The sequence below is a fragment of the Microbacterium limosum genome (genome assembly GCF_036324365.1).
In the GTDB taxonomy this organism is placed as follows: Bacteria; Actinomycetota; Actinomycetes; order Actinomycetales; family Microbacteriaceae; genus Microbacterium; species Microbacterium limosum.
The window spans coordinates 667967-684028 of record NZ_CP137080.1 but is presented as its reverse complement, the minus strand read 5'-3'; the positions used below and the strand labels follow the sequence as shown (position 1 = coordinate 684028).

Annotated in this window: 13 protein-coding genes, 1 tRNA gene and 1 pseudogene; 2 read left to right on the top strand and 13 right to left on the bottom strand. The window is 70.9% G+C overall.

Annotated elements, in window-relative coordinates:
* Positions 1 to 73: 73 nt before the first annotated feature.
* Positions 74 to 1489: an MSMEG_0567/sll0787 family protein gene (locus RYJ27_RS03340; protein WP_330171337.1), complete on the bottom strand. Its 1416-nt coding sequence runs from the start codon at positions 1487 to 1489 to the stop codon at positions 74 to 76.
* Between the two features lies 1 nt (position 1490).
* Positions 1491 to 2585 (bottom strand): MSMEG_0568 family radical SAM protein, encoded by a 1095-nt coding sequence (locus tag RYJ27_RS03335; protein WP_330171336.1) that lies wholly within the window; start codon positions 2583 to 2585, stop codon positions 1491 to 1493.
* Positions 2586 to 2972: 387 nt separating this feature from the next.
* Here RYJ27_RS03335 and RYJ27_RS03330 point away from each other — a divergent pair.
* A pseudogene (locus tag RYJ27_RS03330) lies at positions 2973 to 3756 on the top strand (IS256 family transposase); the annotation flags it as partial.
* 115 nt (positions 3757 to 3871) lie between these two features.
* On the opposite strand, the gene RYJ27_RS03325 reads toward RYJ27_RS03330, so the two are convergent.
* From RYJ27_RS03325 to RYJ27_RS03280, 10 genes are all read right to left on the bottom strand, one after another.
* A tRNA-Thr gene (locus RYJ27_RS03325) sits at positions 3872 to 3947 on the bottom strand.
* 98 nt (positions 3948 to 4045) lie between these two features.
* Positions 4046 to 5590 carry an alpha/beta hydrolase gene (locus RYJ27_RS03320; RefSeq protein WP_330171335.1) on the bottom strand — a complete coding sequence of 515 codons (1545 nt, stop codon included), beginning with the start codon at positions 5588 to 5590 and terminating at the stop codon, positions 4046 to 4048.
* On the bottom strand, positions 5587 to 6750 hold the full coding sequence (locus RYJ27_RS03315; protein WP_330171334.1) for a DNA polymerase III subunit delta': 1164 nt from the start codon (positions 6748 to 6750) through the stop codon (positions 5587 to 5589). The genes RYJ27_RS03320 and RYJ27_RS03315 overlap by 4 nt, the downstream gene beginning before the upstream one ends.
* A gap of 177 nt (positions 6751 to 6927) precedes the next feature.
* The gene (tmk, locus tag RYJ27_RS03310; RefSeq protein WP_330171333.1) at positions 6928 to 7560 is read right to left on the bottom strand and encodes a dTMP kinase; all 633 of its coding nucleotides are present in this window, start codon (positions 7558 to 7560) and stop codon (positions 6928 to 6930) included.
* Positions 7557 to 10265 carry a type I DNA topoisomerase gene (gene topA / locus RYJ27_RS03305; RefSeq protein ID WP_330171332.1) on the bottom strand — a complete coding sequence of 903 codons (2709 nt, stop codon included), beginning with the start codon at positions 10263 to 10265 and terminating at the stop codon, positions 7557 to 7559. The genes tmk and topA overlap by 4 nt, the downstream gene beginning before the upstream one ends.
* Before the next feature lie 36 nt (positions 10266 to 10301).
* Positions 10302 to 10628 (bottom strand): Rv3654c family TadE-like protein, encoded by a 327-nt coding sequence (locus tag RYJ27_RS03300; protein ID WP_330171331.1) that lies wholly within the window; start codon positions 10626 to 10628, stop codon positions 10302 to 10304.
* Complete coding sequence (locus RYJ27_RS03295; RefSeq protein ID WP_330171330.1) at positions 10628 to 10975, bottom strand: TadE family type IV pilus minor pilin; 348 nt, start codon at positions 10973 to 10975, stop codon at positions 10628 to 10630. The genes RYJ27_RS03300 and RYJ27_RS03295 overlap by 1 nt, the downstream gene beginning before the upstream one ends.
* Complete coding sequence (locus RYJ27_RS03290; protein WP_330171329.1) at positions 10972 to 11175, bottom strand: DUF4244 domain-containing protein; 204 nt, start codon at positions 11173 to 11175, stop codon at positions 10972 to 10974. The genes RYJ27_RS03295 and RYJ27_RS03290 overlap by 4 nt, the downstream gene beginning before the upstream one ends.
* A gap of 51 nt (positions 11176 to 11226) precedes the next feature.
* Positions 11227 to 12105, bottom strand: coding sequence for a type II secretion system F family protein (locus RYJ27_RS03285; protein ID WP_330171328.1), 879 nt, complete (start codon positions 12103 to 12105; stop codon positions 11227 to 11229).
* Positions 12105 to 13175 carry a TadA family conjugal transfer-associated ATPase gene (locus RYJ27_RS03280; protein WP_330171327.1) on the bottom strand — a complete coding sequence of 357 codons (1071 nt, stop codon included), beginning with the start codon at positions 13173 to 13175 and terminating at the stop codon, positions 12105 to 12107. The genes RYJ27_RS03285 and RYJ27_RS03280 overlap by 1 nt, the downstream gene beginning before the upstream one ends.
* Before the next feature lie 446 nt (positions 13176 to 13621).
* Here RYJ27_RS03280 and acs point away from each other — a divergent pair, with 446 nt between their 5' ends.
* Positions 13622 to 15592, top strand: coding sequence for an acetate--CoA ligase (acs, locus tag RYJ27_RS03275; protein ID WP_330171326.1), 1971 nt, complete (start codon positions 13622 to 13624; stop codon positions 15590 to 15592).
* On the opposite strand, the gene RYJ27_RS03270 is transcribed toward acs, so the two are convergent.
* Positions 15593 to 16060, bottom strand: coding sequence for a RidA family protein (locus tag RYJ27_RS03270; protein WP_330171325.1), 468 nt, complete (start codon positions 16058 to 16060; stop codon positions 15593 to 15595). It lies immediately after the preceding gene.
* Positions 16061 to 16062: the final 2 nt, after the last annotated feature.

Here is a 16062-nt window from a genome sequence, read left to right as displayed (position 1 = left end):
GGAGCCGATGGGAACGTGCATTCACACTCCCAAGTGGGTGTTTCGGTGTGGTTTCATCCGGAATGAGGTCGCGTTACGAACCGGATGCTCCGAGGCCCGTGGCGGGCGCCGGACAGGCGATCGTCGTCACTCCGTCCGGCCAGCGCAGCCGGACGTCGGGGTCGTCGTCGAGCCGTCCGATGACGGCGGTCTCGGCGAGGGGCGAGGCGGCCCGCGAGCGACCCGGACGGTCGGCCGTGAGCATCCCGAAACCGGGGAAACAGGTGATCCAGTCGCCGAAGGCGACATCTTCGGGTGCGGGGATCGCCGCCACGTCGATCGACAGGCCCGTGCCGGATGCCTCGGCGAGCATCGCGGCGCTGCCGACGATTCCGCCCATGCTCACGTCCTTCGCCGCCGCGGGACGGGCACGTCGCACGATGGCGCCGAGCTCACGAAGCTCGGCTCGCGTCCGCGCCGACGTCGTGTCCCACTGCCTGCCCTCGAAACCGCGCCGCCAACGCCCGCGCAGGTCCACGGTCAGGCTGAGGTCGTCGCCGGCCCGCCCGCCCCCGCCGGGCACGGGCCGCTTCGTGCGCCCCATTGCCGTCACCGACAGCGCGGGGGCGACCCCGAGCTGCGTATGGCCGCCGAGGATCGGCACGCCCCAGGCATCCGCGCCACTGCGGAGCCCGCCCAGGATCCGCCGCGCGAACGAGGCGGTCGGTGCCGCCACGGCATCGAGCAGCCCGATCGGCTTCGCGCCCATCGCCGAGAGGTCGTTCAGGTTGACCAGCACCGCGCACCAGCCGGCCCATTCGGGATCCCTCTCGATCATGGCGGGAAGGATCGCGTCGCAGGCCGCGACGACATCGCTGCCGGGCAGGGGCGCTCCGTCGTCGCCGACGAAGCGCGGTCCGCCGAGGGCGCGCGGGTCGTCGCCCCGAAGGTCCCCGAGCAGATCGCCGAGGACGCCCTTGGTCGACCGCAGAAGTCGCTCGATGCGATCGATCGGCCACCGCATCCGCACGTGGGCGGCGCCGCCGATGGCGGTGGTACCCCATTGCTCCCAGCCGAGATGCCGGAACAGCGGGGCGTTGCGCTCCTGGACCGTCGCCTCGAACCTCAGCACGCCGTTCGCGAGCGCGGTGGCGCACGCCTCGCGCACGAGCGCCGAGCCGATACCGGCCGACCCCCGCGCGTCACGTCGGACCACGAGTCGGCTCCCGGTCCACCACCCGATGTCCCGGCCCTCGACAGCCGGGGCGAGGCGCACGCCCCCGAGGACCGCGCCCCCGGAGTCGACGCAGACCAGCACGATCGTCCGTGGATCCTCGTCGATGCGATCGGTGTCGTCGCGCTCGAAGATGCCCTGTTCCGCCACGAACACGTCGCGCCTGATCGCTCGGTAGGCCTCGATCTGCCCCCGCGTGGCGCGCTCGATCGTCCACGCCGCCCGGTCGACCCGTGTGCGAAGCGAAGTCCCGGTGATGACCGGCACGTCGAGCACGTCAGGCGCCTGCCGTCTTGAGCGCGCTGCACGCACCGCAGGCCACGCAGCCCGCCCGCTGGTCTTCACCGCGCATGCCGGCCGCCTGCAGCATAGCGGCCACGCGGCTGGTGACGGAGTTAAGCACGGAACGGTGGGGAGCCGGAACCCTGTCGACATCGGTGGCGAGGGTTCCCTTGAGGGGGCGGAACGGGACGACGAACGGGTACACGCCCATCTCGATGAGCTCCCGGGCGCCCTCCACCAGCTCGTCGGGGTCCTCCCCCATCCCGACCAGCAGGTACGTCGAGACCTGGTTGAATCCGAACACACGAACGGCCTCGCGCCACGCGGCGCGGTACTCGTCCATGCTCACGCGCGACTTTCCGGGCATCCAGCGCCTGCGCACATCCTCGTCCATCGACTCCACGTGGATGCCGATCGATCGCGCGCCGGCCTCGTACAGGTCCGTGATCGCCCGCAGATCCGCGGGCGGCTCGCACTGCACCTGGATCTCGAGGTCTGGCACCGCGCGCTTGACGGCTCGGACGCACCGGGCGAGGTGCTTCGCTCCACGATCCCAGCCGTTCGACGTCCCCGTCGTCATGACCATGCTGGTGATGCCGTCGAGTCGAACGGCCGCCTCGGCGACCTCGGCCAGCATCGCCGGGGTCTTCACGGCGATGGTGAGTCCGGCATCCAGCGACGCCTCGATGGCGCAGAACCGGCACCGCTCGCTCTCGTCGTAGCGCACGCAGGTCTGCACGACGGTGGTCGCCAGCACGTTCTTGCCGTGGAGCTTGGCGATCTTCTCGTAATTGATGCCGTCGGCCGTCTCGAGGTCGTAGAACGCGGGTCGCACGACGGGCGCCACGTCGAAGCCGAGGTCGGCGCCGTCGAGGGTCAACCGCCCGCTGGAGGTGACGACGTACGGGCTGGCCGGGTTGAGGGGGATGGCGGCGCCCTCGCCGTTTACGATGAAGTGCCCGTCGTCGCTGGGTCCGGCACCACCCGCCCTCCGCACCGGCGCATCGCTTCGGACACCGAGCAACGCGATGTCGACGCGGGTCGAGACGTGGGTCGCGGTGGGTGTCGCAGCAGCCGGTCCGGGAGTCATGACTCCAGTAGACGGACGTCCTGTTTCGGTGTGGCTACGAACGGAATGCGCTCGTGTTTCCCCCCGAGAAGATTGCGTTTCGCCGATGCGTACAAAAGGGGCGGCGCTCTCCCCAGAATGCCACCCCTGTCATCCGGCCCGGCCATGGAGCGCGGCCCCGCCGTGGGGTGACGTCCCCTGGATTGGTGGAGGATTCGGACGGGTTGTCTTCGTCGTAGACGTTGGTGAGCCATCGTGCGATGGTCAGTGAGAACCGATCAAAGTCACTCACAGAAAGACACAAGCGCACGATGGCTCTTGACCAGTCTGCCCTCCTCGGGCTCCTCGGGGAACTGAAACTCACCGATGTCAACGACCAGATCCGGACAGCGACCGAGACGCTCTATCAAAGCCCGCGTCGGCCGCCGGGTGGTATCGCACGCGGTCGTGGTCGCGGTCGGCGTCGCGGCGGACGGCCGCCGGGAGATCCTCGGCTTCGAGGTCGGAGACACCGAATCGCAGCCGTTCTGGACCACGTTCCTGCGGTCGTTGAAGGCCTGCGGGTTGGACGGGGTGAAGCTCGTGATCAGCGACGCGCACACCGGCTTGACCGCGGCGATCGAGACGGTCGTCGTCGGCTCCAGCTGGCAACGATGCCAGGTCCATTTCATGCGGAACGTGCTCTCCCACGTTCCGAAGACGGCCGGCCCGATGGTCGCGTCGATCATCCGCACGATCTTCGCGCAGCCCGACACCGAGCACGTGTTCGCCCAGTTCCACGAGGTCGTGCGGATGCTCACCCGGTTGCACCCGAAGATCGCCAGCATGCTCGAAGACGCGAAGGACGGCATCCTCGCGTTCTGCGAGTTCCCCCAGCAACACTGGCCGCAGATCTGGTCCACGAACCCGCTCGAGCGTGCTCGAGCGCGTCAACAAGGAGATCAAACGCCGCACCGACGTCGTCGGCACGTTCCCCAACCCCGCCGCGCTGCTCCGCCTCGCCGGGCACGTCCTCATCGAGCAACACGACGAATGGGACGTACTCGCCGCCTCTGCCAAGGGAGCACGCGCGGGTCCGCGGGGACGTGCGCAGCTTCGAAGGATCTCGACCGCGTACCAGAGCACCCGGCACCGGTGCGCGTGCTCTCGGGACGTTCGGCCTGCCGGCGAGGCCGCGAACCGACGAATCTGAAAACGAGAGTGAACTCGACGGGCAGGGCAAGAGGGACGGTGAGAGGAATGGCCGAGAGCCGACGTAGAGTCCAGGTGGTGCCCGAATGCCAATGCGAATCTCGGAGTCGAGTATGTGGAGCCACCTAAGGGAATCGAACCCTTGACCTATTCATTACGAGTGAATCGCTCTGCCGTCTGAGCTAAGGTGGCGCGTGCCCGCTCGCGCGTGCACAAGCAACGATCTTACAGCGTCGCCGGTGCCGCCGCGAACGCGCGGGCCAGGCGCCGGGGCGGGGGCACGCTCGCGCTCAGCCGCACAGCCCCTCGGCGGGCACGACACCGTCGACGAGGTAGGCCTCCACCGCGTCATCCACGCACGCGTTGCCCTTGTTGTAGCCCGTGTGCCCCTCACCGACGTTGGTCACGAGGACGCCCGATGCGAGCTGCTCCGCGAGGGCGACCGACCACTCGTACGGCGTCGCCGGGTCTCCCGTGGTGCCGACGACGACGATCGGCGCGGCGCCCTCCGCCGCGATCTCACCGCGGGTGCCGGTCGGATCGTACGGCCAGACCTCGCACGGGTCGGGACCCGACCAGTACGGAGCGACGGTCGGCGCCTCCGCCGCGAGCAGCGCTTCGGCCGCCGCTTCCTCCTCGTCGGTGATGTCGTTCGGGTAGTCCATGCAGTTGTAGGCCCGGAACGCCTCGGTCGAATTGTCGAGGTACTCCCCCGCCTGGCGCCCGTTGTAGAAGTCCGCGAGCTGGAAGGCGACTTCGGGGTCTCCCTGCAACGCGTCGGAGAGCGCGCCGGTGAGGAACGGCCAGTTGCCCTCGGAGTACAGCGCGGCGATGATCGCCGTCAGCAGGCTGTCGGCCCCCAGCATCCGCCCGTCGGCTGCGGGAAGCGGGGAGCGATCGACGCTCGCCAGCAGCGCACCGAGATCGGACATCGCCTGGTCGACGCTTCCCCGGAACGGGCACTCCGCCATGTCGAGGCAGTCCGCCATGAAGGCGCGCAGCGCGTTCTCGAATCCGACGCCCTGGATCGTGCCGACATCCAACCCCGACACCGCCGGGTCGATCGCGCCGTCGAGCACGAGCCGGCCGACGTTCTCGGGATACAGCTCCGCGTAGGTGGCGCCGAGGAACGTGCCGTAGGAGTACCCGAGGAAGTTGAGCTTATCCTCTCCTAGGACGGCCCGCAGCAGGTCCATGTCACGCGCGGAGTTCTCGGTCGTGATGAAGGGCAGGATGCCGTCGCTGTTCGCCTCGCAGGCATCGGCGAAGGCGCGATTGCGCTCCTCCAGCTCTGCCTCCCACTCGGCCGATCCTCGCGGCGCGGCCGGGATGTCGTACAGGTAGGCGTCCATCTCGGCCGGGTCCAGGCAGGCGACGGCCGTCGATTCGCCGACCCCGCGGGGATCGAAGCCGACGACGTCGTAGGTGTCGATGACCGACTGGCCGACGGCGAAGTCGAGCGAGTCCCGCACGAGAACGACCCCGCTGGCGCCCGGTCCGCCGGGGTTGGTCAGGAGCGAACCAATGGGCGCGCCGCCACCGGCCGTGTGACGGACGACCGAGAGCTCGATCACGCCGAACGCCGGGTCGTCCCAATCGAGCGGGGAAGCGACGATCGCGCACTCGAACCCTTCGCCGCACGACGTCCACTGCGGCTCCTGGCTGTAGAAGCCCTCCAGATCGGCCGGGATATCGGCCGGCGCCTGCGGCCCGACGGCAGCGTCCTCCTCCGGGATCGCCGCGTAGAGGCACGCCGTCAGCGCGAGGGATGCCGCGGCGAGCGCGGCGAGCGCGGCGGTTGCGCGGCGAGCGCGCCGCCGAAGAGTGCTGATCACGTGGTGGTCCTCCCGCTGATCACCGTCACGAGCAAGCTCTCGAGAGCGAGAGCGGGAGCGGCGTTCTGCTCCAGACTACGCCGCGTCGTCTGCAGCTGATCGAGCACGGCGAGCGTGCGCACGGGCTCCCAGGCACCTGCCAGCGCGCGCAGATCCGATGAGAGCTCGGTGTTGACCAGTCCTTCCGCGCGGCCGAACTGCAGCATCACGACGTCGCGGAACAGCGACTGCAGGTCGGTGAGCACGCGGTCGATCCCGTCGCGGAGACTGCGTGTCGCGCGGCGCTTCTGGTCGTCCTCGAGGGCCGAGAGCTGCGAGCGCACGGCGGGCGGCACGGCCTGCCCCTCGGAGACGCCGATCGTGCGCAGCAGCGTCGCCCGCTCCTCCGCGTCGCGCTCGGCGGTCAGGGCCTTGGCGTCGTCGGTCGCCACCTCGACGATGCGCGCCGCCACCTCCACGGCATCGCCCACGCCCCGCACTCGGAGCACCGAGCGGAGCGTCTCGTCACGGCGCTCGCGGGCCGCGGCATCCGTCGCGAGGCGCTGGGCCATGCCGATGTGGCGCTGCGCGTGCCGTGCGGCCTGTTCGGCGATCTCCGCGGACACGCCCGTGCGGGACCGCACGAGGGCGGCGACATCGCCGACCTCGGGCTCGCGCAGCCGCAGCGTGCGCACACGCGAGCGGATGGTCGGCAGAAGATCGGCGTCGCTCGGGGCGCACAGCACCCACACTGTGCGCTCGGGCGGCTCCTCGAGCGACTTCAGCAGGACGTTCGAGGTGCGCTCGGTCATGCGGTCGGCATCCTCGACGACGATCACGCGGTGCCGACCGAGGGAGGGCGAGAACGCCGCTCGCTCCACGAGCCGCCGCGCCTCGTCGATCGTGATGATCACGCGCTCGGTCCGCAGCGCCGTGAGGTCGGGGTGGGTGCCCGCGAGCACCTGCCGCATGGTCGGCTCGTCACGCTCGTCGGCGGCGATGAGGGCGGCGGCGAACGCGTACGCGAGAGTCGAGCGGCCCGATCCCGGGGGCCCCGTGATGAGCCAGGCGTGCGTCATGCCCTGAACGTCGGATGCGGCTGCCCTCAGCGAGTCGACCGCGGCCTCCTGCCCCCAGACGCTCCCCCAAGGGAGGGTGGTCGTATCGGCAGTCGAGGGCACCGCCTCAGCCTATCCCCAGGCCCGACATCCGCTCCTGCGCCGGCAGCAGGGCGGGCCCGTCCGACCCGGGAAGGCGACAACACTCCGGATCGATGGCCCCCGAGGGATCCGCAGTCCCTCAGCCACAGCCGCAGAGCGGCATCCTTCCGGAATGTTGTCCGGTCGGCGCGCACGCCGTCAGAGAAGAGCGGTCACGCGTTCCCGGACAGCGGCGGCGAGGTCGGCGGCCGGACGCGACGCGTCGAGCACGAGGAAACGCTGGGGCTCGGCGTCCGCGAGAGCGCGGAAGGCCTCCCGCACCCGCACGTGGAATTCCTCACGTTCCGCCTCGAGCCGATCGAACGGCTTGTCGGCGGCGTCCAGGCGGGCACGCGCCGCTGCGGGGTCGAGGTCGAGCAGCACCGTCAGGTCGGGCAGGGCCCCCTCCGTCGCCCATAGCGACAGCTCGCGCACCTCGGCCGCATCGAGCACGCGCCCGGCACCCTGATACGCCACGGACGAGTCGAGGTAGCGGTCCTGCACCACGACCTGGCCGCGCGCGAGCGCCGGGCGCACGAGCGTCGCCACGTGGTGCGCGCGATCTGCGGCGTACAGCAGGGCCTCCGCGCGGGGCGCGACGTCCCCGCGGTGGTGCAGCACGATGTCGCGGATCAGCGTCCCCACCTCGGTGCCGCCCGGCTCGCGGGTGCGGACGACTTCGCGTCCACGCTCCCGCAGCCACGACTCGAGCAGACCTGCCTGCGTGGTCTTGCCCGCTCCGTCACCGCCCTCGAGGGTGATCCAGAGTCCGCGGGCGGCGGCATCCGTCATGACTTCTTCGCCGGCGCCTTGCGCGTGCTCGTCCTCTTGGTCGTGCGCTTGGGGGCCGGGCCCTTCGCGCGCTTGTCGGCGAGCAGCTGCTTCGCGCGTTCGAAGTCGACGTCCTCGACCGTCTCGCCGCGCGGGATGGTCGCATTCGTCTCGCCGTCGGTGACGTACGCCCCGAATCGGCCGTCGCGGATGCGGATCGGCTTGCCGCTCACGGGGTCTGCATCGAACTCCTTGAGCGCGCTCGACGCACGACGGGCCCCGTACTTCGGCTGCGCGTAGATCGCGAGCGCGCCCTCGAGGTCGATGTCGAAGATCTGCTGCTCGCTCTCCAGCGACCGCGAGTCGGTGCCCTTCTTCAGGTACGGGCCGTACCGGCCGTTCTGCGCCGTGATGGCCTCGCCCGACTCGGGGTCGGTGCCCACGGTGCGGGGCAGCTCCAGCAGCCGCAGGGCGGTGTCGAGGTCGATCGTGTCGACCGACATGCTCTTGAACAGCGACGCCGTCCGCGGCTTGGGCGCCGCTTCCTTCTTGGCCCCGCGCTTCTTCGGCGGGTCGACGACCTCACCCGTGGCCTCGTCGACGGCGTCGGGGTCGACGGGCTCGACCTCTTGGATGTACGGGCCGAACCGGCCGTCCTTGACGACGATGAGCTTGCCCGTCTCGGGGTGCTCTCCGAGCACGCGGTCTCCCGCGACCGGCGCGTCGATGAGCTCCTGCGCCTTGGCGGGCGTGAGCTCGTCGGGAGCCAGGTCCTCGGGGATGTTGACCCGGCGGGGGTCGGCGTCGGGCTTCTCGGGGTCGACGACCTCGAGGTACGGACCGTATTTGCCGATGCGCAGCGTGACGTTCTCGCTCACGGGACGCGAGTTCAGCTCGCGCGCGTCGATCTCGCCCAGGTTGTCGACGACGTTGCGGAGGCCGACGTGGCCCTCGTCGCCGAAGTAGAAGGCGCGCAGCCACTCGACGCGGTGCTGCTCGCCCCGCGCGATGGCGTCGAGATCGTCCTCGAGGGCCGCGGTGAAGTCGTAGTCGACGAGGTCGGGGAAGTTCTCCTCGAGCAGCCGCACGACGCTGAACGCGATCCAGCTCGGCACGAGCGCCTGACCGCGCTTGGTGACGTACCCGCGGTCGAGGATCGTGTCGATGATGCTCGCGAACGTCGAGGGACGACCGATCCCCTTCTCCTCGAGCGCCTTGACCAGGGATGCCTCGGTGTAGCGCGGCTTGGGCGTGGTGTGGTGGCCCTTCGGCTCCACGTCGGCCATCGCGACCTCGTCGCCGGCGGTCAACTGGGGCAGCGACTGGTTCTCGCCCTTGTCGGCGTCGCCCCGCTTCTCGTCGGTGCCCTCCTCGTAGGCCTCGAGGAAGCCCTTGAAGGTGTAGACGGTGCCGGATGCCGTGAACTCGGCCCGCCGCTCTCCCGCTTCGACCTCGAGGGTCACGGTGGTGGTCTCGTACTTCGCGTCGGCCATCTGGCTCGCGACGGTGCGCTTCCAGATCAGGTCGTAGAGCCGCAGCTCGTCGCGGTCGAGCCCGCTCGCCACGGACGAGGGAGTGCGGAAGGTCTCGCCCGAGGGACGGATCGCCTCGTGCGCCTCCTGCGCGTTCTTGCTCTTGCTCTTGTACACGCGCGGCTTCAGCGGCACCGCATCCTTGCCGTAGAGCTCCACGGCCTGCGTGCGCGCCGCCTCGATCGCCTGAGTCGACAGCGACTGCGAGTCGGTGCGCATGTAGGTGATGTAGCCCTTCTCGTAGAGGCGCTGCGCGACGCTCATGGCGTGCTTGGCGCTCATCGAGAGCTTGCGGCCGGCCTCCTGCTGCATCGTCGACGTCGTGAAGGGAGCGTAGGGGCTGCGTGTGCCCGGCTTGGCCTCGACCTTGGTGACGGATGCCGCGCCGACGCCCGCGACCGCGGCGGCGAGTTCGCCCGCCTGCGCCTCGTCGAGCACGACCACGGCCCGCTTGAGGGCGCCGGCCTCGTCGAAGTCCGCACCGCGGGCGATGGTCGCCCCGTCGAGGCGAACGAGCTTGACGCGGAACGCCTCGGCATCCCGGCTCGCCATCGCTTCGATGTCCCAGTACGACGCCGACACGAAGGCGATGCGCTCGCGCTCGCGATCGACGACGAGACGCGTCGCCGCGGACTGCACGCGGCCGGCGGAGAGGGCCGCTCCGTCGCGGCCCGTCCCCACCTTGCGCCAGAGCACGGGAGAGACGTCCCATCCGTACAGGCGGTCGAGGATGCGGCGGGTCTCCTGCGCGTCGACGAGGTCGTGGTCGAGCTCGCGGGTGCGCTCGACGGCGGCGCGGATGGCGTCCTCGGTGATCTCGTGGAACACCATGCGCTTGACGGGGACCTTCGGCTTGAGCGTCTCGAGCAGGTGCCATGCGATGGCTTCGCCCTCGCGGTCTTCATCAGTGGCGAGCAGGAGTTCGTCGGCCTGCTTGAGGGCGCGCTTGAGTTCGGCCACGGTCTTGCGACCGCGCTCGGACTCGACGTAATAGGGCTCGAAGTCGTTCTCGATGTCGATCGAGTAGCGACCGACCGAGGTCTTCTTCAGGTCGGCGGGGATGTCCTTCTTGTCGGCGAGGTCACGGATGTGTCCGACCGACGAGAGCACCTCGTAGTCATCCCCCAGGTACGACTGGATCGACTTCATCTTCGTCGGAGACTCAACGATGACGAGCTTCTTGCTGGTGGCCAACGGCGTCCTTTCGTCGTTGCACACCATACACACCGGTCACTGTGAGCCGGGCGCAGGTCCTGCTCGGGCTCGCGCCGTCGCGGCGAGTCCGGCGTAGGGGACGGACACGTCGACGACGGCGTAGAGCCCCTCGATCTCGCACCTCACTATATGCGCGCCGGCCGCGGCCGCCAGCTCCGCGGCCCGGGTGCAGGGCTCTCCCGTGACCGCCCCCGAGGCCGCGTCCGCCGCGGCGAGCGCGGCGGCGTCGGCGGCCCCGGCGGCCCGCTGCGAGGCGATCGATGCGCCGCCCGCGGCGGCCAGACCTGCCGCGAGCAGGGTCGTCGTCGCCACGATTCCGGCCGCGAGCAGCGTGCCGGGCATCAGAGACCCCCCTCCAGCGCACACGAGCGGCCGGTGACGGGGAAGGCGACCCCGGCGACGCGGATGTCGATCGTCACGTCGGCGCACACCAGCTCGCCGCGGCGGTGCACCTGCACGCGCGCCGGCCCGGCGCTGCGCACCACGACGGACGTCGCCGCACCCACGTCCTCGCCGCGCGCGACGAGGCGGGCGGCGTCCGCAGCGGCGTCCTGTGCCCGCACCGCCGCAGCCGCACCGGTCAGGGCACCCGCCGACAGCAGAACCATGACCACGATCGCGGGCAGTGCGACGGCGAACTCGGCCGAGACGGACCCGCCGTCATCCCGCCGCCGCACCACCGCGCTCATCCGACGGTGAGGGCGCGTCGCACCAGGTCGGTGAGGATGCCGCGCACCTCATCGCTGCGCATGATGACGACGAGCAGCCCGGCGAAGGCCACCGCGGCCATTGTCGCGATCGCGTATTCGGCGGTCGCGGCACCCGAATCGTCGTCGAGCAATCGGCGGCGAAGCCTGCGCTGCGCACGAGGGGTGAAGGGGTCGGTCATGACTGGTCCTCTCTTCGATGGTTCCGGTGGGTGGGCGAGTGTGTGGCGGGGTCAGAGCGCGGGAAGGACCGCGGAATCGAGGACGGACAGCACGAGTGGCGCGACCGCGAGCAGAAGGAACGACGGCAGAGTGCACACGCCGAGCGGCAGGAGCAGCCGCGTGGCGAGCTGCGCGGCTGCGGTGCGGCCGGCGACACGTGCCCGATGCCGTGCCCTGCTGGCCTCCGCCCGCAGGAGCTCGACGGCGGGCACTCCCGCACGGCGCGAGAGCTCGAGGATCGCGCGCACCCGATCGGGGACGGCGCCCCCACTCGCGATATGGGCGGCTCGGTCCAGGGATACACCGCCCGTGAGAGCGATCGCGAAGAGGGATGCCTCGAGTCCGGGCGTCTCGGCGGGAGGCTGAGCCCGGGCGACCAGACGCGCGGTCCACACACGCGCGGCGACGATCAGGGCGATGCCGGCGATCACGCAGAGCGCCCCTCGCACGTCGCCGAGAACGGCGCCGACGACATCGAATCCCAGTGCCGCGCCCAGGGCGGCCCCCGCGGCCGGCAACCAGAGCATCAGCCGCGCGGTACCGGTCGGTTCGGCGAGCGCGACCCGCACGTCGTCCCGCGCGTCTGCGGCGTCGCGCAGGCCCTCCGCGAACCCCTGCAGCGTCTCGGCGAGCGGAGCGCCCACCTGAGCGGCGACCCGCCACGCCCGGCCCACGTCCGCCCAGTCCCCACCGGCATCCTCGATGGCGGCGGGTATCGGTCGCCCAGAGGCGATGGCAGCGGCGATCGGGGCCACGATGGGCGATTGCTCGGCGAGGTACGCCCACGCCGAGCCCGGGTGCAGACCTGCGCGCAACAGCACCGCCAGTGCGTGCACCGCGTCGGCCGGCGCGTCCTCACCCGCGTCCGCCCCACGCCGACGACCGCGCATCACGCCCAGGGTGCGCACTCGCTCACCTCCAGACGCCCGCCGTCGAGGCGCAGGACGCCGGCGCCGGTCAGGCGCCGCGTCCCCCGCGCGTCCCGCTCCGTGTGAAGGACGAAATGGATCGCGCCCACCGCCTGCCGGGCGAGCGCCGCATCGTTCAGGCCCGCCAGCGCTCCGAGAGCTTCCAGGCGCGCCGGAACCTCGGCGATGCGGCTGGCGTGCACGGTGCCCGCACCGCCGTCGTGTCCGGTGTTGAGCGCGGCGAGAAGCTCTCGCACCTCTTCGCCTCGGCATTCGCCGAGAACGAGCCGATCGGGGCGCATCCGCAACGCCTCCCGCACGAGCCGCGCCAGCCCTATGCCGCCCGCGCCCTCCAGATTCGCCTGTCGCGCCTCGAGGGCGATGTGATGAGGGTGCGCGATCGTCAGCTCCGCGACGTCCTCGATCGTCACGATCCGCTCGGTCGGCGGGGCGGCGGAGAGCATCGCCGCCAGGAGAGTGGTCTTGCCGCTTCCCGCGCCCCCCGTCACGAGCACGTTCACCCGCGCGGAGACGATGCTCTTCAGCCAGTCCGCCGCACGGGGATCCTCGAAGGTGCCGCGAGCGACGAGGTCGTCGAGGGTGGGGCGACGGACCCGCGGGATACGAACCGACAGCGTGGTACCGCCCGTGGAAACGGGTGGCAGTACCGCGTGGACGCGCATGCCGCCCTCCAGCCGAACATCGACGGCGGGGCTGGCTTCGTCCAGGTGGCGACCGCCCAGGCCGATGAGCGCGACGGCCAAGTCGCGCACGGTGGCCTCGTCGGCGCTCCATAGCGGGTCGCGGACGGCGCCGTCTCCCCGGTCGCACCACAGACCCGCCGCCCCGTTGATGAAGAGGTCGGTCACGGCGGGGTCGGCGAGGTGTCCGGCGATCGGCGCGAGCTCGGGCGCGGACGGCACGGACACGGACGTCCCCGCAGAGGCGAGGCCGGGCCCCGCGTTCGCGTCGGCTGGCGCGGCGGCTGCTTCGCCGGGTCGCACGGCCGACACGGAGCCCGCACTCGGGTAGGCGACGAACGGGTTCGGCATGCCGCGACGCTACGTGCTCGCCACCGTCTCCCGACTCACCCGCCCGCCGACGGTGGACGATCCCGCGGCCGCGACGCTGTGAAGGAGCGGCAGCACGCCGGCGCCGGGACCCGCGCACCGCCGGACGAGAAGAAGGCGGCATCCCATGGGGGGAATGGGATGCCGCCTCGCGGCGACCCCTTGCAGGGGGGGTGCGGGGTGCCGCAATGCCAGGATCGAATGTTCGGCCGCCCCTGAGCATACGCAATGGGAATACACCGACAAAAGCACCGACAGACATGTCGCAGCGGTATATCGGACAGGAGGGTCCGGATAGCTGACACCGACTTTCGGAGGTAGTCCCCGAGCCCGCGCTCCCGTAGATTCTCGTGCGTACCCGGCGACGCCCGCCGGGGGCGTGGCACCGCCGCCCGCAACGTCGACACGCACAAGGGAGCGCACCCGACATGACGAGCCAGATCGACCACCTGCTGTCCGAGAACCGCCGCTTCGCTCCCCCCGAGGAGTTCGCGCGCGGCGCCGTCGCGCAGGCCGATCTGTACGACGCTGCGGCCGCCGATCGGGAGGCGTTCTGGGGCCGGCAGGCGAAGGACCTGCTGACGTGGGCGGAACCCTTCTCCGAGGTGCTCGACTGGTCCAACCCGCCGTTCGCGCGCTGGTTCGCCGACGGTCGCCTCAATGTCGCGTACAACTGCCTCGACCGGCACGTCGAGGCGGGCAACGGCGACCGCGTCGCGCTGCTGTGGGAGGGCGAGCCCGGCGACTCCCGCGCCGTGACCTACGCGGAGCTGACGGACGAGGTCAAGCGAGTCGCCAACGTGCTCACCGAGCTGGGCGTGGATGCCGGGGATCGCGTGGCCGTCTACCTGCCGATGATCCCCGAGGCGATCGCCGCGATGCTCGCCGTCGCGCGCCTGGGCGCGATCCACTCCGTCGTCTTCGGCGGCTTCTCCGCCGACAGCCTCCGTGCGCGCATCGACGACGCGGGCGCCAAGGTCGTCATCACGGCCGACGGCGGATACCGCAAGGGCAAGGTCTCTCCCCTCAAGCCCGCCGTCGACATGGCACTCGCCGACCGCGGCGGCCAGGGGCCGCAGGCGACGGTCGAGCACGTGCTCGTGGTACGCCGCGGCCAAAATGAGGTGGAGTGGACCCCCGGCCGCGACATCTGGTGGCACGAGGCCGTGCCCGCGGCATCCGCCGAGCACACCGCGCAGGCCTTCGACGCCGAGAACCCGCTCTTCATCCTCTACACCTCCGGCACCACCGGGAAGCCCAAGGGCATCCAGCACACCTCCGGTGGATACCTCACGCAGGCCGCATACACGCACCGGAATGTGTTCGACCTGCACCCCGAGACCGACGTGTACTGGTGCACGGCGGACGTCGGCTGGATCACGGGGCACACGTATGTGACGTACGGCCCGCTCGCCAACGGCGCGACGCAGGTGCTCTACGAGGGCACACCTGACACCCCGCATCCCGGCCGCTGGTGGGAGATCATCCAGAAGTACGGCGTGACGATCTTCTACACGGCGCCGACGGCGATCCGGTCGTTCATGAAGATCGGGCGGCAGGTGCCCCAGGGCTTCGACCTGTCGAGCCTGCGCCTGCTGGGGTCCGTCGGGGAGCCCATCAATCCGGAGGCGTGGGTCTGGTACCGCGAGGTCATCGGGGGCGGCAGCACTCCGATCGTTGACACGTGGTGGCAGACCGAGACCGGCGCGATCATGATCTCGGCGCTCCCCGGCGTGACCGAGACGAAGCCCGGCAGCGCACAGGTGCCGCTTCCCGGAATCACCGTGGATGTCGTGGATGACGCGGGAGCCCACGTCGGAAACGACGCGGGCGGGCTGCTCGTCGTCACCGAGCCGTGGCCCAGCATGCTGCGCGGGATCTGGGGCGACCCGGAGCGTTTCGTCGAGACCTACTGGGAGAAGTTCTCGGACAAGGGCTTCTACTTCGCCGGCGACGGCGCGCGGCGCGACGAGGACGGCGACATCTGGCTCCTCGGCCGGGTCGACGACGTCATGAACGTGTCGGGCCACCGGCTCTCGACGGCCGAGATCGAGTCGGCCCTCGTCGCTCACGAGGCGACGGCGGAGGCGGCCGTGGTGGGGGCGTCGGACGAGACGACGGGCCAGGCGGTGGTCGCCTTCGTCATCATCAAGCAGAGCTACCTCGACAAGCACTCCCCCGACGGGCTCGCGCAGGCGCTGCGCGCGTGGGTGAGCGAGCAGATCGGACCCATCGCCCGCCCCCGCGACGTCTACATCGTCGGCGAGCTGCCCAAGACGCGATCCGGCAAGATCATGCGGCGGCTGCTGCGCGACGTGGCCGAGGGCCGCGAGGTCGGCGACACGACGACGCTGGCGGACACCGCGGTGATGAGCGTCATCAGCGCGCAGGTGCGGTGATCACTCCCAGGTGAAGACGACCTCGACCTCGACGGGCGAATCCAGGGGCAGCACGGGCACGCCGACCGCCGAGCGGGCGTGGCGTCCCGCCTCGCCGAAGACCTCGCCGAGCAGCTCGCTCGCGCCGTTGACGACGCCCGGTTGACCGGTGAAGTCGGGCGGGGACGCGACGAAGCCCGTGACCTTGAGAACGCCGGTGAGCCGGTCGGGGCCGCCCACGGCCGCTGCGGCGGCGGCGATCGCGTTCAGGGCGCACTGGCGCGCGTAGGCCGCGGCATCCGTCGGAGCGACGAGGCCCGGGCCGTCGCCGACCTTGCCCGTCGCCGGCAGCGAGCCCGCGACGATGGGCAGCTGACCGGCGGTGTAGACGAGGTCGCCGTGAGCCTTCGCCGGCACGTACGCCGCGACGGGCGGGACGACGGCGGGCAGTTCGATGCCGAGCTCGGCCAGGCGCGCGGAGACGGTCATGA